We start from the raw sequence: 22,630 nt of genomic DNA, 5'->3' as shown, positions 1-22,630 counted from the left end.
GCGCGACGGTGTCACCGGGTGCGCGGGACGTATCGCGGTACCCACCGCACGAAGCCGACGGCCCCGGCGACGGCGACCACCCCCATGGCCGCGACGGCGACCGGGAGAGAGATCGCGGCCGTCAGCGCCGAGACGATCACCGGGGCGATCGCGCCACCGCCGTCAGCGAGCGTGCGCCACGAACCGAGGAACGCGGCCGGCTCGGTCGGCGGCGCGATATCGGCGCCCAACGTCAGCAGGATGCCGCTGGACAGGCCGTTGCCCACGCCCAGCACGGCCGCGAACATCGCGTACCACATCGAGGCGCTGTCGAGCTCGTGGGTCACCGACAGCGCGAAGAATCCCGCGCCCATGAGGACCATCGCGGGAAGGGCCGCCCACAGGCGGCCGAACCGATCCATGACCTGTCCACTCGCGTAGAAGAGAGCGAAATCGATCGCGCCCGAGACGCCGACGACAACCGCGATGGTCGAGGCATCCAGACCCAAGGACACACCCCAGAGCGGCAGCACGACCTGACGTGCCGAACGCACCGCCGACAGGGACGCGGCCGCGAGGCCGAGCCGCGACAGCACGTCGCGGTGGCGCCACATCGTCCGCAGCACGCCGGCCCGCTCCACCGTCGGGATGGAGCCTGTGACGGGCTCGCCGGTGTCTTCGGCATCCGGATCGGCCGCGGACGCCACGGCGGGTGGGGCGATCTCTCGCTCGGGGTCCGGACCGAGGAACACGAGGAGGATTGTCGCGACCTGGCACACGGCGAAGAAAGCGATCGATGCGGACTCGTCGCCGAAGATGCCGAGGAGCGCCGCGGAGATGAACGGCCCCACGAACATGCCGAGCCGGAACGTCCCGCCCAGGAGCGACAGCGCTCGCGCTCGGAAGTGCAACGGCACCCGCGTCGTCATGAACGAGTGACGCGCGAGCGCGAAGGATGCCGCGCAGAAACCGATGAGGAACACCGCCGCCGCGAACACCGCCAAGGAATTCGCGAAGACGACGCCGACGAGCCCGCCCAGGATGACGATCCCGGCCACGCCCATCGTGATCCGCTCGCCGAATCGGGCCACCGCCCATCCCGCCGGAATGTTCCCGCACAGCTGGCCGACGACGAGGGCCGACGCGATCAGGGCGGCGAGGGCGACGTCGGCGCCCAGGCGATTCGCGATCACGGGGATCAGCGGGATCACAGCACCCTCACCGAGGGCGAAGAGGAGGGTGGGGCCGTAGATCATGGGCGCGAAGCGCACCAGCACGTTCCGGGGAGAGTCGGCTGTCACCGTCTCCACGATAGGCTTGATCGCAAATGCTCGAACTCGACTTGACCGCCGACATCCAGGCGCTGCGCTCGACCTTCGCCGATATCCAGGCCGTGGTCGACGTCGACGCACTCACCGCTGACATCGAACGCCTGAGCGAAGAGGCCGGCGCCCCCGACCTGTGGGACGACGTCGACAACGCGCAGAAGGTGACCAGTCGGCTCAGCCACCGGCAGGCAGAGCTCAAGCGCATCACCGAAATCGAGCAGCGTCTCGACGACCTCGAGGTGCTCGTGGGTCTCGCGATCGAGATGGATGACGAGGACTCGGCCGAGGAGTCCCGCAAAGAGCTCGCGTCGCTTCGCGAGGTCATCGGCCAGCTCGAGGTGCAGACGCTCCTCGACGGGGAGTACGACGCCCGCTCGGCGGTCGTCACGATCCGCTCCGGCGCGGGTGGCGACGACGCCACCGACTTCGCCGAGATGCTTCTGCGCATGTACCTGCGCTGGGCCGAGCGTCACAAGTACCCCGTGAAGGTCATGGACACCTCGTACGCCGAGGGCGCGGGCATCAAGTCCGCCACGTTCGAGATCGACGTGCCCTACGCGTACGGCACGCTGTCGGTCGAGGCCGGCACGCACCGCCTCGCGCGGATCAGCCCCTTCGGCGGTGCCGACAAGCGCCAGACGAGCTTCGCCGCCGTCGAGGTCATCCCCGTCATGGAGGAGGCCGTCGAGGTCGAGGTGCCCGAAGGTGACATCCGCGTCGACGTCTTCCGGTCCTCGGGCCCCGGCGGTCAGTCGGTCAACACCACCGACTCCGCCGTGCGCATCACCCACATCCCGACGGGCCTCGTCGTCTCGATGCAGAACGAGAAGTCACAGATCCAGAACCGCGCCGCGGCCATGCGCGTCCTCCAGACGCGCCTGCTGCTGCTCAAGCGCGAAGAGGAAGCCGCGAAGAAGAAGGAGCTCGCCGGAACCATCACGGCGAGCTGGGGCGACCAGATGCGGTCGTACTTCCTCTACGGGCAGCAGCTCGTGAAAGACCTGCGCACCGGGTACGAGGTCGGCAACCCCGCCGTCGTGTTCGACGGCGACCTCGACGGTCTCATCGCCGCCGGCATCCGCTGGCGCAAGCGCAAGGACGACGACGACTGATCAATGGATGCCGCAGCCCGCGGCATCCATAGGATCCTCCCGGTTTCGTCCCCCGGCGCGTCCTCTCGGGTTGGACAAATCGCGCGCTTAGGCTCGTCGAGCCATGATCCGGTTCGAGAACGTCACCAAGCGGTATCGCGGCACCACGAGACCAGCGTTGAACGCTGTGGATTTCGAGGTGCAGCGCGGAGAGTTCGTCTTCCTCGTCGGGGCCTCGGGCTCCGGCAAGTCGTCGTGCTTGCAGTTGATCCTCCGGGCGGAGACGCCGAGCGAGGGGAGGGTCGTCGTCCTCGGACGCGACCTGCGCACACTCTCGAATCGGAAGGTTCCGTACTTCCGGCGCCATATCGGGTCGGTGTTCCAGGACTTCCGTCTGCTGCCCAACAAGACCGTTCACCAGAACGTCGCGTTCACTCTGCAGGTCACGGGTGCCTCCCGCGGGTTCATCCAGCAGGCGGTTCCGGAAGTGCTCGCGCTGGTCGGACTCGACGGGAAAGAGAAGCGCCTGCCGCACGAGCTCTCCGGCGGTGAGCAGCAGCGCGTGGCGATCGCCCGCGCCCTGGTGAACCGTCCCCAGGTGCTGCTGGCCGACGAGCCGACGGGAAACCTCGACCCCGGCACGTCGATCGACATCATGCAGCTGCTGGCCCGCATCAACGCCGGTGGCACCACGGTCGTGATGGCCACGCACGAGGCCGGCTTCGTCGACCAGATGCAGCGTCGCGTGATCGAGCTGAGCAACGGCGAGATGGTCCGCGATGAACGACGCGGGGGCTACGGCGACACGTCCGGACTCCCGCGGCTGGCGCCCGAGGTGGAGAAGGGTGCCGCCGCGGTCGCGGCCCTCACCGCGGTGCTCGAGGTGCAACGCGAGGTCGCGCACATCACGGGTGCCATCGAGCCACTGAACCTCGCCGACGCCGCCCGCGCGGTGGCGGAGCAGGCGGAGCGGGTCGCCGACGACGCTTCGTCATCCGCCGCTCCGAGCGAGCCGACGACGAACACGCGCTCGGTGCCGGTGACCACGCCGGACGTCGACGCGCTGGGCCTCGCCGACCGCCTCGGCCTCGCCGACAAGAACGACCGCGACGACGAAGTGGGGCCCACCTCATGAGGCTCGGTCTCATCCTCTCGGAGGCGTTCAGCGGTCTCCGCCGCAATGCCTCGATGGTCATCTCGGTGATCCTGGTCACGTTCGTGTCGCTGACCTTCGTCGGCGCGGCGATGCTCATGCAGATGCAGATCGGCAAGATGCAGTCGTACTGGGCTGATCGTGCGCAGGTGGCCGTGTTCATGTGCGCCACCGTGTCGGATGCCCCGTCCTGCACCGCGGGCACGGCGGCGACCCAGGAGCAGATCGACCAGGTCACGGCGACGCTGGACGGGCCCGCGCTCGCGCCGCTCATCCGCAACTACACATTCTCCACGAGCGAGCAGGTGTTCGAGGATGCTAAGTCGCAGCTGCCGGAAGACATCGCCGGCGTGGTCACGGCCGAACAGTTCAACGCCACCTTCAACATCAATCTCGTCGATCAGAGCCAATCGGATGTCATTTCCGAGGCGTTCAGCAATCAGGCCGGCGTGGAAGAGGTCACCGACCAGATGCAGTATCTGGAACCGCTGTTCCAGACGCTCACCGTGGCGACCTACGTCGCGGTCGGTATCGCGGGGTTGATGCTCGTCGCCGCCGTCCTGCTGATCGCCACGACGATCCGTCTGTCGGCGTTCGCCCGACGGCGCGAACTGGGGATCATGCGACTGGTGGGGGCCTCCAACCGGTTCATCCAGACTCCGTTCGTTCTGGAAGGCGTGCTGGCGGCCCTCATCGGCTCGGCACTTGCGAGCGTCGCGGTGTGGGCGATCGTCGGTGTCGGGGTGAACCAGTATCTGCGCGACCGCATCAGCTTCATCACGTCGTGGGTCGGGTTCTCTGACGTCGCGATCGTGATCCCGGTGATCATCGTGATCGGTGTGCTGTTGGCCGCCTTGAGCGCGAGCTTCGCGATACGCCGCTGGCTGCGTGCCTGATCGCGTAGACTGAGGGGCTCTGTGTGCCCGAGATCATGAGGAGGTGGCACCATGCCTCGTGAGCAGGGTGAGAAGCTCATCGCGTCGAACAAGAAGGCGCGTCACGATTACGCCATAGAGAAGACCTACGAAGCTGGTCTGGTGCTCACGGGCACCGAGGTGAAGTCGCTCCGTCAGGGGCGCGCCAACCTCACCGACGGCTATGCCTACATCGACGGCGGTCAGGCCTACCTCGACGCGGTCCACATTCCCGAGTATTCGCAGGGGCACTGGACCAATCATTCGGCCAAGCGCACGCGCAAGCTCCTGCTGCACAAGGACGAGATCATCAAGCTCTCGCACGCGGTCGCGGCCGGTGGGTACACCCTCGTCCCGTTGCGGCTCTACTTCCTCGACGGCCGCGCGAAGGTCGAGATCGCGGTCGCGAAGGGCAAGCGCGAGTTCGAGAAGCGGCAGACCATCCGCGAGCGGGAAGACAAGCGCGAGGCGGAACGGGCCATGCGCACCCGGAATCGCCTCGGCGACTGACCGTCACTCGGCGACGAAGCGTCCCTCGACGGTCGCGCTGACGACGAGCTCGGGCGGCTGCAGGCTGAACGAGGGGCTCGAGTCGGCCTTCGCGAACATCATGCGCGGTGCCGCGGCATCGGGTCGCGATTCCAGGAGGCCCGCGTCCGCGATCTCCACGGCGGTGACGGATGCCAGGCCCAGCGCCTCGGCGTACGCGGCGGCGCGCTCCACGGCGACTTGAACCGCCGACGCGGCGACCTTCCGTTCCACGCTCACACGCGTCTCGCGGGCGAGACGCCAGTCGACGGCCGTGACCTGGACGTCGTCGGATTCGGCGACCTCGCCGAGCCACCACGACAGCGCACCCGCGTCGGTGAAGGTCGCTGACAGCTCCACGCTCGCGTGGTGAACCAGCGGCAGTTGCACGCCCTCGCTGTTCCACGGTCGGTCCGACCAGACCGAAACCCGTGCGCTCGACCACTCGGAGACCTCGCCCGAGCGCAGGTGCGCGACCAGGCCGTCCTGCACGGATGCCGCCCGCTCCTGCGCGCGCTCGACCACGGGGCCGCGTGCCGGCCCGTCGGTGGCCACGGTGACGCGCACCGCCGCCTCTTCGGCGCGCACGCGCGTCTCGCTGTCGCCCCGGACGGTGATGGTGACCTGGCTCATGCGGCGAGCCTATGCGAGCGTTCGGGAATGCGCTGAGTGTTGCCGCGTTGTAGAATGTGATGCTCGGGTGTCTCGGCATCCGGTTGGTAAGTCAACAGTGTGACGATGGTCGCTCCTTCACGGAGTTCCCGGGGCTGATCGGTTTCGACAGCGCCTGCGAACCCGCGAGAAAGCGGGCCGAGGATGTGGGGTTATCTCGTAAACGCTCCCTGCAAAACAATAAGTGCCAATGCTAAGCGCACTGACTTCGCCCTCGCTGCCTAAGCGAGCCCGATAGTCCGTCAAGCCGTGTGTGACCCCGCCACGGATCTTGGCGTCATTTAGGGGTCTTGCTGCGTGACGGCGTCCGGACGTCACGCGGGACTTTTCCCGGACTGGGCCTGTCGACTTAGGTGTCTGTGACAAAGGTCGGGGCCGAGCAGAACGTCTGCACAGACTGCGCCCGGAGAAAACGCGGAGACCCAGCGTTGGACGGGGGTTCGATTCCCCCCAGCTCCACGAACCATCGTCACCGGAGAAACCCTCGCCCGCACTTCGCGGACGGGGGTTTTTCTATGCCGCCGCGCGCGTGTGCACGTCGCTCTCGCCCGAGGCGTCGTTGAGCTCGAGGTACAAGCGACCCTCGGTGCGCGTCAGCGTGGCGGTGTTGCGACGTTCGATCGCCGCCGCCATCCGCTCCACGAAACCGGCGTCGAACGAGTGCAGCAGTACATCCTCGGCCCGGTGGATCCGCTTGCCCGCCCATGGCGCGGCGACCTTCTCGGGGTCGCGGTGCGTGTAGATCGCGACGCGTTCGGCCTTCATGCTGCCGGTGTGGAGGCGGGCGGCATCCGGCGCTCCGACCTCGATCCAGGCGACGAGCGCACCCGTCAGATCGCGGACCATCACGGCCGGCTCATCGGTGGCCGAAACGCCCTCGCTGAACGTGATGCCCTCCTCGTACTCGAGGCAGTACGCCAGCACGCGCGTGAGCATGTAGGGGTCGGTCTCGGAGGGATGCCGGGCGACGCGCAGCTGCAGCTCGTCGTACACGCCGCGGTCGACGTCGGAGAGTTGCACGGTGAACGTGTGAATGGTCGCGCCGATAGCCACGACGACCGAGCCTACGCGACCGGCTTGCCCGGCACTGCGCGGGAGACCTACCGTCGGAGCATGCCCGATCCCCGCGCGCACCGAATCGATGTCGGACCCTTTCAGCTGGAACCGGATGCCGACTCCTCGAGGTGGCGTGCCGTCGCGTCCGACGGTGAGTCGGTGCCTTCCGCCGGGTGGAGCGACTGGGTCGCACTGGCGCAGCGCGTGCTGCAGATCGACGCGCTCTGGCGCGAGCGCGAAGCGCGGGGCGACGCGTGGGACCAGGGGCACGCGGCATCCGGTGCTCTCGACGCGGAGAATCCCTACCGCTGAGACGGGGGCCAGTCGATCAGCACGAGGCTCTGCTTCGTGTCGGCGACCTTCACCCATCCGTCGCCGAAGAGGTACGTGATGCCGTAGCCGTCGGCGCCGCGCCCGGCGAGCCAGTCCGGGTTCTCGGTCACGTACACCTGGCCGTTGCTGCCCTCCTCGCGCTTCCATCCCGAAGAGAGGAGGTCGGTTTCGGCCTTGTCGGCGGCCGTGCCGTCGATGGACGCCCATCCGAACATCTGCACGCTCGAGGCGGTCGCCGAACCATCGCTCCACTTGCACAGGATGCCGCCGGGCACCTCGGTCGCGCCGACCCGGAAGGGCTCCTGCTGCGGCTTCCATCCGATGCTGGTGAAGTCCGCCGCGGTCGACGAGAGGATGATCGTCTCGCATGTGGGGTCGGCGCTGGCATCCGTGTCGTCGCTCGGCGAGGGCGCGGGTGTCGCTGCGGGGGCGGCATCCGTCGGCGCCGCGGAGGGTGCCGCCTGCGGTGCGGTGTTCGGGGCGCACGCGGTGAGCGCGATGGCGGTCAGGAGCGTGGCGGACGCGGCGGCGAGGATGCGTCGTGTCACGGCGTGTCCTCCTCGTGAAGAAGGGCGAGGAACGCGTCGTGGAGCACGCCGTTCGTCGCGAGCGACGACTCCGCGTCGAGGCGGTCAGAACCGTCGAACGCCGAGAAGGCACCACCGGCTTCGCGAACGATCGGTGCGATGGCCGCGATGTCGTACTCCTTCACGCCGAACTCGGCCACCAGCTCGAGGCGCCCTTCCGCCAGCCACATGTAGGGGAGGGCGTCGCCGTATCCGCGGTCACGCCACACGGCGCGCGCGAGACGCTCGAGGGTCGGGACGAGGTCGACGTCGTCCCACTGCTCGATGCTCTGGAAGCTGATGCTCGCGTGCGCGATGTCGTCGACGCCGGAGACATGGATGCGACGGGGCTCGCCGTCCTGGCCGTTCGTCCATGCGCCCTGTCCTGTTGCGGCCCACCAGCGCCGGCCGAGCGCGGGCTGGCTAACGACCCCGACCTGCGGCACGCCGTCGACGGTGAGGGCGATGAGCGTCGCCCAGACCGGGATGCCGCGCATGTAGTTGTGCGTGCCGTCGATCGGGTCGATGACCCACCGACGGGCGGTGTCGCCCGAGGTGCCGTATTCCTCGCCCAGGATCGCGTCGTCGGGACGCTCGGCATCCAGAATCTCCCGGATCGCGCGCTCGGTCGCCAGGTCTGCCTCGGTGACGTGAGTACGGTCGGGCTTGGTGTCGATGCGCAGGTCGGACGCGTCGAAACGCGCCATCGCCACGGCGTCTGCCGCGTCGGCGAGACGGAGCGCGAGCGCGAGGTCATCGCCCAGCGACGCGGGCGCGGCGGACGGGAGCGGCTCATCGATGGGGGACACGCGTCCAGGATAGACGGCTCGGCTGGCCCGATTTGGTGGGCCTGCGTCACGCCTGGTAACGTAATCCCTCGGTTCGGAACGCTGTTTTCGGGCCAACGGAACGCACCTCTAGCTCAATCGGCAGAGCAACTGACTCTTAATCAGTGGGTTCTGGGTTCGAGTCCCAGGGGGTGCACCACAAGGAAGGCCCGGTTACTGCGTAGAAGCAGTGACCGGGCCTTCCGTCGCGTTCGGGCCGAGCAGCGCTGGGCGGTCCAGCGTCTCGAGTGGCGTGAGGTGCGGTTAGTCAGCGTTTGCCGTGCCGAACGAAGGAACCGTCCGGCAAATCCGCTTCACGCTCGGTGATCGGCGCGTTCGTGTCCTAGTCACGGTGCGGTCCGACGATCCAGAAGGGGCCCGCAGAGCAGCCCGCTGGAATCTCTGCTTCTAGCTCGCTCGGATCGCCAATCTCGTTGCCGGCGAACGTGATGGTGTCGCCGACTCGATACTGATCCACGCCGAACGTGGGAGTTTCCCCGTCCCAAGTAACCTGATCGGACGGGAAGATAGGGACCCTCGAGTTGTCCAGGCGCACGCATCCATCTATCTCCGCGAGCACTCCGTGAGCTTCCCCAGCGCCGCTGCCCCAATCTCGCGAACGCTCGTAAGTGGCGATCTCGGCCTGGCTCGCGAGGTTCTTGTCTGGCGCATCGGTTGGATCTAGGTCGCTCGCGAGCGAGCATGATGTGAGTAGGGCGGCTATTGCCACGAACGGTGCAGCGGCGAGGATCTTTCTCATCACTGGCACCCGGGCGGGTCGATGCACGACGCGATCAGAATGGATGTAGATAACGCTGCACCCAACATCAAGACTGTCTTGCTGATCCGCATCAGATAGTCGCCCCCCGCTCTTATGCCATGTTCCCCCAGGGTCATTCTCTCAGGGGATATGTCAGCTCAATATGGCGCGACGAGCGGCCTCCGCCGTGCTGCCGGCTATCTCGGTGGGCGTCTTGCATCATTCGATGGGTCGTAGGTTCGAGCCGCAGGTGTTGCCCTTGTCGCCGCCCGCCGCACACCAGCCCGGCGTTTCGCAAGGGTGTATCTTCCCCGCCGTTGTCCGGCTCCACTGTGGCGATGAGTTCCGACACCACGAATCACTTCACCTCGAAGGGTGGGGCTCCCGCACCCGAACACCCGGCCAAGCCCGACTCGCCCGACGACCTCGACAAGCGCTCCTGGAAGTACGTCCTGCGTAAGACTCTGCGCGAGTTCCGGTCCGACGGGTGCATCGATATGGCGGCGGCCCTGACCTACTTCTCGGTCCTGTCGGTCTTTCCGGCGCTCATCGCACTCTTCTCGTTGCTCGGTGTCTTCGGGCAGGGCACGGCAGCTGCCGACGCCATTCTCGGGATCATCGAGCAGGCGGCCCCCGGCGAGACGGCGGACACCATCCGCGGGCCGATCGAGCAGATCGCCTCTTCGCCCGCGGCGGGCTTCGCGCTGATCACCGGGATCGTGCTCGCCGTGTGGTCGGCATCCGGGTACGTCAGCGCCTTCAGCCGTGCGATGAACCGCATCTACGAGATCGACGAAGGTCGACCGTTCTGGAAGCTCAAGCCGGTGCAGCTGTTGGTCACGGTGATCGGCATCGTGCTGCTGTTCATCGCGGCGACGATCCTCGTGGTGTCGGGTCCGGTCGCCACCGCCGTCGGTGATGCCCTCGGCGTTGGCGACATCGCCCAGACGCTGTGGTCCATCCTCAAGTGGCCGGTCCTGGCCGTCATCGTCGTGCTGATGGTGGCGATCCTGTACTACGCGACCCCGAACGCGAAGCAGCCGAAGTTCCGCTGGATCAGTATCGGCGCGCTCACCGCCATCATCGTGCTCGCCCTTGCCACCTTCGTCTTCGGTCTCTACGTCGGCAACTTCTCGAACTACGACCGCACGTACGGATCGCTCGCGGGCATCGTCATCTTTTTGTTGTGGCTCTGGATCGCGAACCTCGCGCTCCTGTTCGGCGCCGAGTTCGACGCCGAGATGGAGCGCGCGCGGCAGCTCGAGGCCGGTATCGCCGCCGAGGCGGACATCCAGCTGCCGCCGCGGGACGATCGCACCATCAAGAAGGCGGACGCGAAGGAGACGGCGGATGTCGCCGAGGGTCGGCGCATTCGCGAGGATCACGACCCCGAGAAGTGAGCGACGCGCCGGTGAGACCCGGACGCTGCGCGTTGACCCTCGCGTCCGCGCGGTCAGCGCGGGAGGATGGCGGCATGGCAGACGACGAGATGTGGGACGTCACCGACGTCCAGGGAACGCCCACCGGAACCCTCCACCGACGGGGTGACGGGCCGGTGCCCGCCGGGTCGTTCCACATCGTGGCATCCGTGTGCGTGGTGGCATCCACGGGTCGGGTGCTGGTGAGTCGACGCGCCGAAGGCAAGGACTACCCGCTGGCGTGGGAGTTTCCCGCCGGGAGCGCGCTGCGCGGGGAATCGAGTCGTCGGGGCGCCATCCGAGAGCTCGACGAAGAGGTCGGCATTTCCGTCCTTCCGGACGATCTCGTGCTCGTGGGACGCGTCGTCGAGGAACGCGCGCTCTTTGACCTGTGGACCGTGCATGTCGAGGGCGAGCCGGATGTCGTGGTCGACCCCGACGAGGTGCTCGAGGCTGAGTGGGTCACGCTCGACGAGGTGCGTCGGCGGTGGCAGGCGGGTGCGTTCGCCACGCCGTGGAACGCCCGGTTCGTGCAGCTGTGGGAAGAGCTCGAGGTCGCGGTCCGAGGCGAGCGGTGACCGACCGCACGCACGCGGTCGCGGTCCCCGGCGGGACGCTGCACGTGGGGGAGTGGCATCCGGATGCCGGAAGCCTCCCGTGGCTGCTCGTGCACGGCGTCACGGCGTCGCACCTCGCCTGGTCGTGGGTGGCTCGCGAAGCGGCCGATGTGCGGTTGGTGGCCCCCGACCTGCGCGGCCGGGGCCGCAGTGCGGACGTCGAGGGACCGGTCGGGATGGCGAGGCACGCCGACGACCTCGCGCTCGTCCTGGATGCCACCGGCATCGACCGGGCGGTCGTCGTCGGGCACTCGATGGGCGCTTTCGTCTCGGCGGTGTTCGCCGATCGGCATCCGGATCGCGTCGACCGCGTGATTCTGGTCGACGGCGGACTGCCGCTGGACCTGCCCGAGGGGATGCCGCCCCGCGAAGCGGTTCGGCACGTGCTCGGACCGACCGCGGCGCGCCTGGACATGCGATTCGCCGACCGCGCGGCGTATCGCGACTTCTGGCGGGAGCACCCGGCGTTCGTTGGACGGGAAGACCCCCTGCTCGACACCTACTTCGCCTACGACCTCGTGGGTGTGGAGCCGAAGCTCCGCCCGGCGACGACGTTCGCGACCGTCGAGGCCGACTCGATCGATCAGAACACCGGCGTCGACATCGCCCGCGCGCTCGAACGGATGCCACGACCCACGATGCTGCTCGCCGCCGAGCGCGGCCTCCGCGGCGAGGTGCCACCGCTCTATCCCGACCTCACCGTCGTGCGCGAAGCCTTCCCCTCACTGAAGGATGTCCGCCGAGTACCCGACACCGACCATTACTCGATCGTGATGTCCGACGCGGGCGCACGCGCCGTCGTGAACGCCGCCCGCACGCCGAGCTGACGGCGCCGAGCCTTCGTGACCGGGATGGTTCGTGCCGGCGCCGGTTAGGCTGGGCGGATCTGGCTCCGTAGCGGTGAGGATTCGTGGATGGCGAGAGAGCGCTCCGATCCCGAGCATCTCGTCGACGTCCTCATCGAGATCTGGAAGGGCGTCGACCGAGAAGGTCGCCCGATGCCCTCCGAGCCGCAGTTGGCCGCGCAGACCGGAGCCAGCCGCACCTCGGTCCGCGAGGCACTGATCCGGCTCGAGGAGCGCGGATACATCTACCGGTCGCACGGTGCGCGCACGGTGATCCACTCGCATCTTTTCCAGCTGGGGACGCGCGTCGATCAGCAACGTGACCACCTGGATGCCATTGCACGTGCCGGATATGAACCGTCCGTCCGCGTCCTGTCCGCCGACTACGACGTCGTCGAGCGCTCACCCCACGGTCCGGAGCAGTTCCACGACCTGCCGATCGGTACGCGCGTGCTGCGCACACGGAAGGTGTGGAGCGCGGACGGGCACCCTTACGTGATGGCCGACGACGTCATCCCGGTCACCGACGGACGTTCCACCGCGGAGTGGCAGCCGGATCTCGATCCGTCGATGCCCGTGTTCGACCTGGCCGAGCGCCTCAACGGCGTGGCCGTGGCGTGGGAGACGGTGTGGTTGGGCTCCGCGATGCTCGCCGACGACGAGCGCGAGGCCCTGAGTCTGGAAGCATCCGCGTCCGCTCTCGTCCTCACCTACTGCGGTCTCGGCCCCGCTCGCGAGGTGGCGTATTGGTGCCGTGAGGTGCAGACGCCCGCACCGGCGCATCTGCGCAACGTCCTGGTGCGGCGCGTCACCCGCGGCTGAGGCCGCGGCCGTCTACCCGGCGCATCGGCCCGCGCGTGTGCGGGCCGATGTGCGTTTTCTGGCCGCGCATTTCGCGCGCGTTCCACGTTCGTAAACTTGTCTGAGAAGTATCGCTAACTTGTCCTACAAGTGGAACACTCGGTCTCGACCGCAGACGCGGCTCGCACAGCCGAACGCGACATCGATCCTCGGCGCCTACCCGAAAGGCTCTCCCGTGATTGCAGGTTCCGCGCACCGCCTTCCCCGCCCGCTTCTCGCTCTCACCGCTCTCGCCGTCGCGGGGGCCGCGCTGTCGGGCTGCGCCTCCGGCGCCGCGCCCGCCGCGAGCGCCCCGGCCATCCCGCTCGCGGATGAGGCCAGCATCTTGACCGACGTGTGTCCCGCGACCGTCGTCGTGCAGGCGACGTGGGAGCCGGAGGTCGACCACGGCCCGTTCTACGGACTCGTCGGACCCGATGCCGTGATCGACACCAACAAGAAGAGCGTCACGGGCACGCTCGTCGACGGCGGCAAGAGCACCGGTGTCCAGATCGAGGTGCGATCCGGCGGTTCCGCGATCGGCTACCAGCCCGTGATCTCGCAGATGTACCAGGACACCTCGATCACCCTCGGTAGCATCCCGACCGAAGACCGCGTGGCCGGCGCCGTCGACCAGCCGGCGATCGGTGTGTTCGCCACCCGGCAGCAGAGCCCCCAGATCATCATGTGGGACCCCGAGACCCACCCGGACTGGACGTCGATCGCGGACATCGGCAAGACGGATGCGACGGTCGTCGTCCCCAAGGGAGGCCTCTATGCCCAGGCGCTCGTGGCGAAGGGCGTTCTGAAGCAGTCCCAGCTGTCCGACTCGTACGACGGCAGCCCGGCGCGGTTCGTCAGCGACCCGAGCATCGCCCAGAACGGCTTCGCCACGTCGGAGCCCTACATCTACGAGCACGAGATCGCCCAGTGGGACAAGCCCGTGGAGTTCCAGCTGGTGAAGGATGCCGGATACGACGTGTATCCGGATGCCCTCTCGGTCCGTGCGGCCGACCTCGAGGAGCTCTCGCCGTGCCTCACCAAGCTCGTGCCGATCCTGCAGCGCTCGACTCTGGCATACCTCGCCGACCCGGCACCGACCAACGCCCTCATCGTGAAACTGACGGAGGAGTACGACACGGGCTGGGTGTACTCGGCCGGTGTCGCCGAGGCGGGCGCGGATGTTCTCAAGGACATGCACCTCATGGCCGGGACCGACCCGTCCGTTCCCATCGGGGCCTTTGCGCCCGGCCGCGCGGAGAGCAGCTTCGAGCAGATCACGTCGCTCCTCGGCGCCACGGGTGTCACGATCAAGCCCGGGCTCACGGCGGATGACATCTTCGACAGCGAGTTCATCGACACCTCGATCACCAGCGAGTGAGGTAGAGCGGCGGTGAGGGGGCCCTTCCCCCTCACCGTCGCCGTCAGACTCCCCGCACCGTCTACGAGAGAGCAGACCGACGAATGTCGACCGTGACGCCCGTTCCCCTCATCCTCGACATGGACTTCGGCATCGACGATTCGATGGCGCTGCTGTACCTCGTCGGTTCGGGGCGCGCCGAGATCGTCGCCGTGGGGACGGTGCACGGCAACACCTCCGCGGTCCAGGCGGCGCGCAACGCCCGCCAGCTCCTCCACGTGATGCGGCTGGGGACCGTTCCGGTGGCGCGTGGTGAGGCGGGACCCTGGAACCAGGACGTCCACTATGCCGCAGAGGTCCACGGGAACGACGGCGTCGGTGGGATGGCATCCATCGACGAACCGCCCGGCACGATCGCCGAAGAGTCCGCGGCGGAACAGATCGTGCGGCTCGCGCGGGAGCGTCCGGGAGAGCTCGTGCTGTTGGCGACGGGGCCCCTGTCGAACGTCGGTCGGGCTTTCGAGCTCGAACCGCATCTGGACACCCTCCTGCGCGCGATCGTCGTGATGGGTGGAGCGGTCGCGGTCCCCGGAAACATGACGCCGCACGCGGAGGCCAACATCCGCCACGATCCCGAGGCCGCTGAACGCGTCTTCTGTGCTGCACGGAACCTCATCCTCGTGCCGCTGGACATCACGATGTCGTGCCGCATCACCGACGTCGAGATGCGACGCATCAACGGTGCGCCGTCCTCGCCGTCGACCGACCTGGTGCGGGCGATGCTCCCGCAGTATCTCGACTTCAACGCCCGCGACCTGGGCGTCGTCGGGTTCCCGTTGCACGACCCGACCGCCGCCGTGCTGGCCCTCGACCCGCTCGCCGCCGACTACCTCGAGGCTGCCGTCCAGGTCGAGGTGGAGGGAACCCTCACCCGCGGAATGACCTGTGTCGACCGGCGACCCGCCCCCGTGGCATCCGCCCGCCCGACGGTACGCATCGCGATGCAGCCTCGCCGCTCGCTCGTCGAAGAGTTCGTCCGAACCGCCTTCGAGCACCCGGCCGGGGCAGGATGAGCCCGCTCACCCGTGTCATCGGCGGTTTCAGCCTGGATGCCGTGCGCTTCGCCGATGGCTCCTTCGAGGTCGACCGACCCGGCGGAAACGCCTTCTGGGCGGCGATGGGTGTCGTCCTCGCCGCAGGAGCGGCTGCGGTTCACACCGTGGTGGGCGCGGACTATCCCGCGGGCGCCCTCGAGCGTCTGCGGGACTGCGGTGTCCGGATCGACGGCATCCGACGGCGATCCGACGTCCCGAGTCTCCGCGTGAGCTTCTCGTACGATGCCGACGAGTCCCGGTCGCACCCGGCCGACCCTCGAGCGCTCGAGGATCTGCCGCCCGGCGAGCGCGATCGATTCCTCGACAACACCGGTCAGCCGGAAATCCTGCACGCGACGCTGCCGTCGGGGGAGGATCTCTCATCGATATCGGCGGAAGCCTGGTACCTGGGCCTGCTGCCCACCTCCCGGCTGCACGAGAGCGTGGACGCCGCCCGCGGCAACGGACACCTCCTGTTGGACTGCCCGGACCGCGGTGAACTCGCGCGCGCGGGGACCGCGGCACTCGTGGACGTCCTGCCGTCCGTCGACGTCTTCCTCCCCAGCACATCGGATGCCGCCGTGTTCCTGCCGGACGTCGCGGAGCGCGACCTGCCGTCGATGTTTCATGACTGGGGCGCGGAAACGGTCGTGCTGAAGTGCGGGTCGCGTGGCGCCGTCGTCTCGACCCGCGAGGGACGATGGCGAGTGCCGGTGTTCCGGGATCCGGATGCCTTCGACCCGACGGGGGCCGGAGACGTGTTCGGCGGCGCGTGCGCCTCCGCGATGGCCGACACGGGCGACCTGCTCTCCGCCGTCGTCGCCGGCGCCGCCGCGGCATCGTTCGCCACCGCCGCGCGCACGCCCTTGGACCTGGCGCACGTCGCGCTGAACGAGGTCGACCTGCGTCGCCGATTCATCGCGGCCGGAGTGGAGGAAGCATGAGCAGACGCGTGATCGGCGTCATCGGAAGCGCGGGGGACACCGCGCCGGGAAGCGTGGTCGACATCCTCGATGTCGCGGCGCGCGTCGGCGCGGCCGTCGCGCGCGCCGGGGCAGTGCTCGTCAGCGGCGGAACGACGGGAGTCATGGCCGCGGCGTCGCGCGGCGCGCGCGAGGCCGGCGGGCTCACGATCGGGTTCCTGCCCGAGGCGGACCGTTCGCGCGCGAGCGCGTTCGTCGACATCGCCTTCCCGACGGGCATGGGCACGATCCGCAACCTGCTCACGCCGCGGGTCTGCGACGCCGTGATCATGATCGGCGGGGGAGCGGGCACGCTGAACGAGCTCACCATCGCCTACGACTTCGGCACCCCCGTCGTCGCCGTCGCCGGGACCGGGGGCTGGGCCGATCGCATCCGCTCGGTCCTGCTCGAGGAGCGTTGGCTCGACGAGCGGCGGACGGTCGCCGTGAGCTTCGGGACGACGCCCGAGGATGCCGTCGCCGAGGCTTTGCGGCGTGCGGACGAGCCCCGCCGCTTCACGAGCTTCGCCGTGCATTCGGGGCCGGCCGCCGACTGATGCGGGTCGACGCCCGGGCGCCGCGCCGTCTGCACGCGAACGCGCCCGGTCACGACGGGGAGTCGGACCGGGCGCGTTCACTCGAGTGCGGCTCAGGCCGCGTCGCCCACCAGAACGGCAGCGCCCTCGTCGGCCGCGGTCGGGTGTGCGGCGTCGATGTGCGCGAGCGCGCGGCGTCCGAACAGCACGCAGGCGGCGGCGATCACGACGGAGACCGTGGCCATGATGTACGGCACACCGGCACCTGCGGCGTGCCACAGGAACGCGGCGAGCGGCGGAGCGACGGCGCCGCCGAGGAAGCGGACCGCCGAGTACGCCGATGATGCGACCGAGCGCGGCAGGTCGGTCGCCTCCATCACGGCCTCGGTGAGCGCGGTGTTGACGACGCCGAGCACGAGACCGCCGACGATGATGCAGGTGACGAGCCCCGCGGGCGACCCGACCACGAAAGCGGCGACCAGCAGGTCGACCGCGAGCAGCGGCAGCGCGAGAAGTAGGACCGCGGTCAGCCGCATCCGGCGCAACAAGAGGGGAGCGACCCACACGCTGGTGATCGCTAGGGCGACACCCCAGCCAAAGAACGTCAGACCGATGCCCATCGCGCCGAAGCCCAGCGGGAACGGCGAGAACGCGAGCAGCGTGAAGAACCCGATGTTGTAGAACAGCGCGGTCGCGGCCAGGATCGCCAGCGCGGGGCGTCCCAGCGCCTTGAATGGCGCACTGAACGGGATCGGCGTGCGGGCGGGGGAGGGTCCGCGCAGCAGCACCGCCACCGCGACGAACGCGATCGCCATGAGCACGACGACGCCGAAGAACGGTCCGCGCCAGCTCGCCTCGCCCAGGATGCCGCCGAGCAGTGGTCCCACCGCGATGCCGAGGCCCAAGGCCGCTTCGTACAGCACGATCGCCGCGGAGCTGCCGCCCGATGCCGCGCCGACGATGGTTGCGAGCGCGGTCGAGATGAACAGCGCATTGCCGAGGCCCCAGCCCGCGCGGAAGCCGATGACGGCGTCGACGCTGCCGCTGAGAGCGCAGAACAGCGCGAAGACCACGATCAGGGCGAGCCCGACGAGGAGCGTCGCCTTCGCGCCGATGCGGCTCGAGATCCAGCTCGTGACGAGCATCGCGAGGCCGGTGACCACGAGGTAGCTCGTGAAGAGGAGTTCGGTCTCGACCGGGCTGGCCTGAAGCGACTCCGCGATCGCGGGAAGGATCGGATCGACCAGGCCGATGCCCATGAAGGCCACGACGCAGGCGAACGCGACGGCCCAGACCTGGGCGGGCTGTTTCCAGATGCTCGGTGCCGCGCTCATCGGGCGAGCTCCGGCTGGGGGCGGACTCGGGCGCCCAGGGCGTCGGCGCTCACGCGGACGGCATCCCACTCGGCATCCGTCAGGTGGGCGACGTGCGGGGTGAGGGCGGCGCTCAGCACCTCCAACCACCGGTCGAGCTCTCGCAGTCCCTCGTCGGTGGCGGACACGACGCTCACGCGCGAGTCGTCCGGGTGGATGCCACGGGCCACGAGGCCGGCATCCTCCATCTGGTGCACGAGCCGGGTCATTCCGGGCTGTGAGACGCGGCTGAGGGTGGCGAGGTCGCCGAGGCGCTGAGGTCCGTGGTCACGCAGCAGCGTGAGCGTGCGCCATTGGGCAGCGGGGGCGTCGTTCTTGGTGTCGATGGCCGCGGTACGCGTCAGGGCGTGCACCGCGAGGATCAGTCTCTGGAGATCATCGTCGCGGGTCATTCCCCCGAGTATACCCCTGTTATATAACGTAGGTATGCATCAGCGACCGGCAATGCGGGTCGACAGCTGATGCGCGTGGGCGAGCAGGATGCGACCGAGGTCCGCCAACCGGTCGCCGGCGAAGCGGAACTCGACCCCCGTGAGGCTGAGCGCCCACTGCGGTTCACCGGTGCGCGTGAACACCGCGGCGCCGAGGCCCCAGCTGCCCTCGACGATGAGTCCGGGATTGACCGCGTAGCCGCGCGCCTTCGTGTCCGCCACGCGGGTGCGCAGGCGAGCGGGGGAGTGGCTCGTCCCCCATTGCTGAGCGAGGTCGTCGTGCCGTTCGAGATAGGCATCCACCTCGTCCGGCGGGAGGAAGGCCAGGATCGCCAGGCCCGCGGATGCCACCCCCAGGGGAAAGCGCACCCCCTCCGACAGGACGAATGAGCGGATCGGAAAGCTGCCGTCCTCGCGGACGAGGCACACCGTCTCGTCGCCGCGACGCACGGAGAGGAATGCGCTCTCCTCGGTGCGGACCGCCAGCGAGCGCACGATGTCGCGAGCGAGCGCCGTGACGTCGAACCGGGATGCCGCGACCGTCCCCATCAGGTACAGCTCCGGTCCGGGCAGCCACCGACCGCTCGCCTCATCGCGATCCACGAGGCCTTCCTGCCGCAATGCGGACAGGAGTCGGTGCGCGGTGGGTCGGGTGAGGTCGGCCTGGCGCGCGAGATCACCGACCGATGCCCCCTCGGTGCCCGCGGCCGTCACCAGGCGAAGCAGGTGTGCGGCTCGGGCGATGGCCTGGGTTCCGGGGACGGTGCTGCGCGAGAGGCGGGTCGGCGATGTGTCCACGATGTGGACGCTACGCGGGCGGGCATCCACATCGCAAGAAGCAAGGGGAGCCGCCGGCCGGTGCCGGGCGCAGGATGAGATCACCGATCCCTGCACGAAGGAGTCCGCGTGATCGACAAGACCTGGCCCTCGGCGAGCGATGCTGTCGCCGACATCCCCGACGGAGCGTCCCTCGCGGTCGGCGGCTTCGGCCTCTCCGGAAACCCCATCGCCCTCATTGAGGCCCTGCTCGCACGGGGCACACGCGACCTCTCGGTCGTCTCGAACAACTGCGGCGTGGACGATTGGGGGCTCGGCATCCTGCTCGGCGCGGGTCGGATCCGCAAGATGACGTCGTCCTACGTGGGGGAGAACAAGGAGTTCGAGCGGCAGTTCCTCTCTGGTGAGCTCGAGCTCGAGCTCACACCGCAGGGCACCCTCGCCGAGAAGCTGCGTGCCGGTGGGTCGGGCATCGCGGCGTTCTACACGCAGACGGGCGTCGGAACGCAGGTCGCCGAGGGTGGTCTGCCGCAGCGCTACAACGGCTCGGGCGGTGTCGCCGTGGCGTCCCCCGCCAAGGACGTCCGAACGTTCGACGTGGACGGCCGGCCGCGCGAGTTCGTGCTCGAGGAGGCGATCACGACCGACTTCTCCCTCGTCCATGCGTGGAAGGGCGATCGCCACGGCAACCTCGTCTTCCGCAAGGCCGCGCGCAGCTTCAACCCGCTCGCCGCGATGGCCGGCCGGGTGTGCATCGCGCAGGTCGAGCACCTCGTCGAGCCCGGCGAGATCGATCCCGACGACGTGCATCTCCCCGGCGTCTTCGTCCACCGCCTCGTCGAGGTCGGTCCCGACATCGAGAAGCGCATCGAAAAGCGCACCGTCACCGAAGGAGCCCGCTGACATGGCCCTCACCCGCATCGAGATGGCCGCTCGCGCCGCCCGCGAACTCGCCGACGGCTCGTACGTCAACCTCGGCATCGGCCTGCCGACCCTCGTGCCCAACCATGTGCCCGACGGCGTCACCGTCGTGCTGCAGTCCGAGAACGGCATCCTGGGTGTCGGCCCCTATCCGACGGAGGATGCCGTCGACGCCGACCTCATCAACGCCGGTAAAGAGACCGTGACGACCCTGCCGGGCGCGGCGTTCTTCGACTCGGCGACGAGCTTCGGCATGATCCGCGGCGGCAAGATCGACGCCGCGATCCTCGGCGCGATGCAGGTATCCGCCTCCGGTGACCTGGCGAACTGGATGATCCCGGGGAAGATGGTCAAGGGACCCGGCGGTGCCATGGACCTCGTGCACGGCGCCGCCCGCGTCATCGTCCTGATGGAGCACGTCGCGCGCGACGGTTCACCGAAGATCGTCGATTCCTGTTCGCTGCCGCTCACGGGCCGCGGGGTCGTCGACCGGATCATCACCGACCTGGCCGTGATCGATGTCACTCCCGAGGGGCTGGTCCTCGTCGAGGTCGCCCCGGGCGTCTCGGTCGACGATGTCATCGCCGCGACCGAACCTCCGCTCACCGTCCGCATCCCCGAGGAGCAGATCGCATGACCTCCGCCACCGACGTCGTCATCGTCGCCGCCGCCCGCACGCCCCAGGGGCGCCTCAAGGGACAGCTCGCGCCGCTCACCGCGGTGCAGCTCGGCGCGGCTGCCATCTCGGGCGCCCTCGAACGCGGCGGCATTCCCGCCGAGACCGTGGATGCCGTGCTGGTGGGCCAGGTGCTGCAGGCCGGTGCGGGGCAGAATGCCGCGCGCCAGGCGGCGATCGCGGCGGGCATCGGCTGGGACGTGCACGCAGCGACCATCAACAAGGTGTGCCTCTCCGGGCTCACGGCCATCATCGACGCGTCGCGCATGCTGCGACTCGGCGACGCGACGGTCGTCGTGGCGGCCGGCATGGAGTCGATGACCCGCGCACCGCACCTCCTCATGAACTCGCGCGAGGGTTACGCCTACGGCTCGATCGAGGTGCTCGACCACCTGGCATACGACGGCCTCACCGACTCGTATGACCGCGAGAGCATGGGCGCGTCGACGGAGCGCGCGAACGAACGGTACGAGGTCACGCGCGAGGCGCAGGATGCCGTCGCCGCCCGATCCCACCAGCGTGCCGCGGTGGCACAGGAGGCGGGGGTCTTCGAGGCCGAGATCGTCCCGGTGGCGATCCCGCAACGCAAGGGCGACCCCGTGGTCGTCGTGGCCGACGAGGGCATCCGTCCCGAGACGACGACGGAGATCCTCGGAAAGCTGCGTCCGGCCTTCGCCGAGGGAGGGACGATCACCGCGGGGAACGCCTCGCCGATCTCCGACGGGGCGTCGGCTGTCGTCCTCACGACCCGGGCCGTCGCGGACGAGCACGGCTGGGACGTTCTCGCGGTCGTCGGCGCCTCGGGTCAGGTCGCCGGGCCGGACAACTCGCTGCACGCTCAGCCGGCGCACGCGATCGCCCGAGCTCTCGAGAAGCAGGGGATCTCTGTGTCCGACCTCGACCACGTCGAGATCAACGAGGCGTTCGGTGCCGTGGTCGCCCGGTCGCAGACCGAGCTCGGGCTCTCGGACGACGTGGTCAACCCGCACGGCGGCGGCATCGCGATCGGTCACCCCATCGGAGCCTCCGGCAACAGACTCGTCGTCCACGCCGTGCACGAACTCGTCCGCCGAGGGAGCGGTACGGCGGCTGTCGCCCTGTGCGGCGGGGGCGGCCAGGGCGACGCGCTGATCCTCACGCGCTGAGCGGATGCCGGGCCCCGGGGTTCGGCATCCCCTCCCGCGTCAGCGGGACAGGCGCTTCTTGAGGAGCTTCTGCTGCTTGCGCGCGACCGGGGAGTCTCCGGCGACGTTACGACCACGGCGCGCGCGCCGGGTGTCGACGACGGCGCCGACCGCGAGGGCGAGGGTGATGCCCCAGCTCAGCCAGGCCAGGGCCGTGCGCCACGTGAAGGGCTCGTCGTTGCGCAGTCCGCGCAGCAGCGTGATACCGCCGGTGATGGCGCTGAGGAGACCGGTTCCGAAGATGTACTGGCGCATGCCCCCAACCTAGCGAGCCGCACCGGCCACGTCGCGCCGCCTTGACATCCCCCCGCCCCCGCCCCCGCGCCCCCGCCGCCGCCCCGCCCCCGCCCCGATAAACGCTCTCCGTTCCGAGACATGCTGTGTCGCAC

At 69.0% G+C, this 22,630-nt stretch carries 25 protein-coding genes, 1 tRNA gene and 1 other RNA gene; 18 read left to right on the top strand and 9 right to left on the bottom strand.

What is annotated here, in order from left to right; translation table 11 throughout:
• Positions 1 to 11: 11 nt before the first annotated feature.
• On the bottom strand, positions 12 to 1,235 hold the full coding sequence (locus ABC271_RS10285) for an MFS transporter (RefSeq protein WP_412926132.1): 1,224 nt from the start codon (positions 1,233 to 1,235) through the stop codon (positions 12 to 14).
• A 71-nt stretch (positions 1,236 to 1,306) separates the two neighbouring features.
• Here ABC271_RS10285 and prfB point away from each other — a divergent pair, with 71 nt between their 5' ends.
• The 4 genes from prfB to smpB all read left to right on the top strand — a co-directional run bounded on the left by prfB (position 1,307) and on the right by smpB (position 4,975).
• Positions 1,307 to 2,419, top strand: coding sequence for a peptide chain release factor 2 (gene prfB / locus ABC271_RS10280; protein WP_412924777.1), 1,113 nt, complete (start codon positions 1,307 to 1,309; stop codon positions 2,417 to 2,419).
• 103 nt (positions 2,420 to 2,522) lie between these two features.
• Positions 2,523 to 3,533: a cell division ATP-binding protein FtsE gene (gene ftsE / locus ABC271_RS10275; RefSeq protein WP_412924776.1), complete on the top strand. Its 1,011-nt coding sequence runs from the start codon at positions 2,523 to 2,525 to the stop codon at positions 3,531 to 3,533.
• Entirely contained in the window at positions 3,530 to 4,447 is a 918-nt protein-coding gene (gene ftsX, locus ABC271_RS10270; RefSeq protein WP_412924775.1) for a permease-like cell division protein FtsX, read from the top strand. Before ftsE ends, ftsX begins: the two co-directional genes overlap by 4 nt.
• Positions 4,448 to 4,498: 51 nt before the next feature.
• Complete coding sequence (smpB, locus tag ABC271_RS10265) at positions 4,499 to 4,975, top strand: SsrA-binding protein SmpB (RefSeq protein ID WP_412924774.1); 477 nt, start codon at positions 4,499 to 4,501, stop codon at positions 4,973 to 4,975.
• Positions 4,976 to 4,978: 3 nt separating this feature from the next.
• Here the strand turns inward: smpB and ABC271_RS10260 are convergent, their stop codons facing one another.
• Positions 4,979 to 5,626 carry an SIMPL domain-containing protein gene (locus tag ABC271_RS10260; RefSeq protein WP_412924773.1) on the bottom strand — a complete coding sequence of 216 codons (648 nt, stop codon included), beginning with the start codon at positions 5,624 to 5,626 and terminating at the stop codon, positions 4,979 to 4,981.
• A gap of 130 nt (positions 5,627 to 5,756) precedes the next feature.
• On the opposite strand from ABC271_RS10260, the gene ssrA reads away from it, so the two are divergent.
• Positions 5,757 to 6,127: a transfer-messenger RNA gene (ssrA, locus tag ABC271_RS10255) on the top strand.
• A gap of 51 nt (positions 6,128 to 6,178) precedes the next feature.
• On the opposite strand, the gene ABC271_RS10250 is transcribed toward ssrA, so the two are convergent.
• Entirely contained in the window at positions 6,179 to 6,718 is a 540-nt protein-coding gene (locus ABC271_RS10250; RefSeq protein ID WP_412924772.1) for a YaeQ family protein, read from the bottom strand.
• Positions 6,719 to 6,778: 60 nt separating this feature from the next.
• Between ABC271_RS10250 and ABC271_RS10245 the strand changes: the two genes are divergently transcribed.
• The gene (locus ABC271_RS10245; protein ID WP_412924771.1) at positions 6,779 to 7,033 is read left to right on the top strand and encodes a hypothetical protein; all 255 of its coding nucleotides are present in this window, start codon (positions 6,779 to 6,781) and stop codon (positions 7,031 to 7,033) included.
• Here ABC271_RS10245 and ABC271_RS10240 read toward each other — a convergent pair.
• The gene (locus ABC271_RS10240; RefSeq protein WP_412924770.1) at positions 7,024 to 7,602 is read right to left on the bottom strand and encodes a hypothetical protein; all 579 of its coding nucleotides are present in this window, start codon (positions 7,600 to 7,602) and stop codon (positions 7,024 to 7,026) included. The genes ABC271_RS10245 and ABC271_RS10240 overlap by 10 nt on opposite strands.
• The gene (locus ABC271_RS10235) at positions 7,599 to 8,429 is read right to left on the bottom strand and encodes an inositol monophosphatase family protein (RefSeq protein WP_412924769.1); all 831 of its coding nucleotides are present in this window, start codon (positions 8,427 to 8,429) and stop codon (positions 7,599 to 7,601) included. Before ABC271_RS10235 ends, ABC271_RS10240 begins: the two co-directional genes overlap by 4 nt.
• A 102-nt stretch (positions 8,430 to 8,531) precedes the next feature.
• Between ABC271_RS10235 and ABC271_RS10230 the strand changes: the two genes are divergently transcribed.
• The 9 genes from ABC271_RS10230 to ABC271_RS10190 all read left to right on the top strand — a co-directional run bounded on the left by ABC271_RS10230 (position 8,532) and on the right by ABC271_RS10190 (position 16,900).
• Positions 8,532 to 8,607, top strand: a tRNA-Lys gene (locus ABC271_RS10230).
• A gap of 938 nt (positions 8,608 to 9,545) precedes the next feature.
• A complete protein-coding gene (locus ABC271_RS10225) occupies positions 9,546 to 10,607 on the top strand; it encodes a YihY/virulence factor BrkB family protein (protein WP_412924768.1) in 1,062 nt (353 codons plus the stop codon).
• A gap of 74 nt (positions 10,608 to 10,681) precedes the next feature.
• Positions 10,682 to 11,203, top strand: a complete 522-nt coding sequence (locus ABC271_RS10220; RefSeq protein WP_412924767.1) for an NUDIX hydrolase — start codon at positions 10,682 to 10,684, stop codon at positions 11,201 to 11,203.
• Positions 11,200 to 12,069, top strand: coding sequence for an alpha/beta fold hydrolase (locus ABC271_RS10215; RefSeq protein ID WP_412924766.1), 870 nt, complete (start codon positions 11,200 to 11,202; stop codon positions 12,067 to 12,069). The genes ABC271_RS10220 and ABC271_RS10215 overlap by 4 nt, the downstream gene beginning before the upstream one ends.
• An 87-nt stretch (positions 12,070 to 12,156) precedes the next feature.
• Positions 12,157 to 12,909: a GntR family transcriptional regulator gene (locus ABC271_RS10210; RefSeq protein ID WP_412924765.1), complete on the top strand. Its 753-nt coding sequence runs from the start codon at positions 12,157 to 12,159 to the stop codon at positions 12,907 to 12,909.
• Positions 12,910 to 13,123: 214 nt separating this feature from the next.
• A complete protein-coding gene (locus tag ABC271_RS10205; protein WP_412924764.1) occupies positions 13,124 to 14,308 on the top strand; it encodes a hypothetical protein in 1,185 nt (394 codons plus the stop codon).
• A 92-nt stretch (positions 14,309 to 14,400) separates the two neighbouring features.
• Positions 14,401 to 15,360, top strand: coding sequence for a nucleoside hydrolase (locus tag ABC271_RS10200; protein WP_412924763.1), 960 nt, complete (start codon positions 14,401 to 14,403; stop codon positions 15,358 to 15,360).
• Positions 15,357 to 16,325, top strand: coding sequence for a carbohydrate kinase family protein (locus tag ABC271_RS10195; RefSeq protein ID WP_412924762.1), 969 nt, complete (start codon positions 15,357 to 15,359; stop codon positions 16,323 to 16,325). Before ABC271_RS10200 ends, ABC271_RS10195 begins: the two co-directional genes overlap by 4 nt.
• Positions 16,322 to 16,900 carry a TIGR00725 family protein gene (locus tag ABC271_RS10190; RefSeq protein ID WP_412924761.1) on the top strand — a complete coding sequence of 193 codons (579 nt, stop codon included), beginning with the start codon at positions 16,322 to 16,324 and terminating at the stop codon, positions 16,898 to 16,900. The genes ABC271_RS10195 and ABC271_RS10190 overlap by 4 nt, the downstream gene beginning before the upstream one ends.
• Positions 16,901 to 16,992: 92 nt before the next feature.
• On the opposite strand, the gene ABC271_RS10185 is transcribed toward ABC271_RS10190, so the two are convergent.
• Genes ABC271_RS10185 through ABC271_RS10175 form a run of 3 tightly spaced genes read right to left on the bottom strand, consistent with a single transcriptional unit; the run spans position 16,993 to position 19,481 of the window.
• On the bottom strand, positions 16,993 to 18,213 hold the full coding sequence (locus ABC271_RS10185) for an MFS transporter (RefSeq protein ID WP_412924760.1): 1,221 nt from the start codon (positions 18,211 to 18,213) through the stop codon (positions 16,993 to 16,995).
• Positions 18,210 to 18,644, bottom strand: a complete 435-nt coding sequence (locus ABC271_RS10180) for a MarR family winged helix-turn-helix transcriptional regulator (RefSeq protein ID WP_412924759.1) — start codon at positions 18,642 to 18,644, stop codon at positions 18,210 to 18,212. Before ABC271_RS10180 ends, ABC271_RS10185 begins: the two co-directional genes overlap by 4 nt.
• A 39-nt stretch (positions 18,645 to 18,683) precedes the next feature.
• On the bottom strand, positions 18,684 to 19,481 hold the full coding sequence (locus ABC271_RS10175; protein WP_412924758.1) for an IclR family transcriptional regulator: 798 nt from the start codon (positions 19,479 to 19,481) through the stop codon (positions 18,684 to 18,686).
• 108 nt (positions 19,482 to 19,589) lie between these two features.
• Here ABC271_RS10175 and ABC271_RS10170 point away from each other — a divergent pair, with 108 nt between their 5' ends.
• The 3 genes from ABC271_RS10170 to ABC271_RS10160 are packed head-to-tail and all read left to right on the top strand — an operon-like array spanning position 19,590 to position 22,202.
• Positions 19,590 to 20,363 (top strand): CoA transferase subunit A, encoded by a 774-nt coding sequence (locus ABC271_RS10170; protein WP_412924757.1) that lies wholly within the window; start codon positions 19,590 to 19,592, stop codon positions 20,361 to 20,363.
• Position 20,364: 1 nt separating this feature from the next.
• Positions 20,365 to 21,018, top strand: a complete 654-nt coding sequence (locus ABC271_RS10165; protein WP_412924756.1) for a 3-oxoacid CoA-transferase subunit B — start codon at positions 20,365 to 20,367, stop codon at positions 21,016 to 21,018.
• Complete coding sequence (locus tag ABC271_RS10160) at positions 21,015 to 22,202, top strand: acetyl-CoA C-acetyltransferase (RefSeq protein WP_412924755.1); 1,188 nt, start codon at positions 21,015 to 21,017, stop codon at positions 22,200 to 22,202. Before ABC271_RS10165 ends, ABC271_RS10160 begins: the two co-directional genes overlap by 4 nt.
• A 39-nt stretch (positions 22,203 to 22,241) precedes the next feature.
• On the opposite strand, the gene ABC271_RS10155 is transcribed toward ABC271_RS10160, so the two are convergent.
• Complete coding sequence (locus ABC271_RS10155; RefSeq protein ID WP_412924754.1) at positions 22,242 to 22,496, bottom strand: cytochrome c-type biogenesis protein; 255 nt, start codon at positions 22,494 to 22,496, stop codon at positions 22,242 to 22,244.
• Positions 22,497 to 22,630: the final 134 nt, after the last annotated feature.

The sequence above is a fragment of the Microbacterium canaveralium genome, from assembly GCF_047238045.1.
Taxonomy (GTDB): Bacteria; Actinomycetota; Actinomycetes; order Actinomycetales; family Microbacteriaceae; genus Microbacterium.
This window is presented reverse-complemented; position numbering and strand designations above follow the sequence as displayed.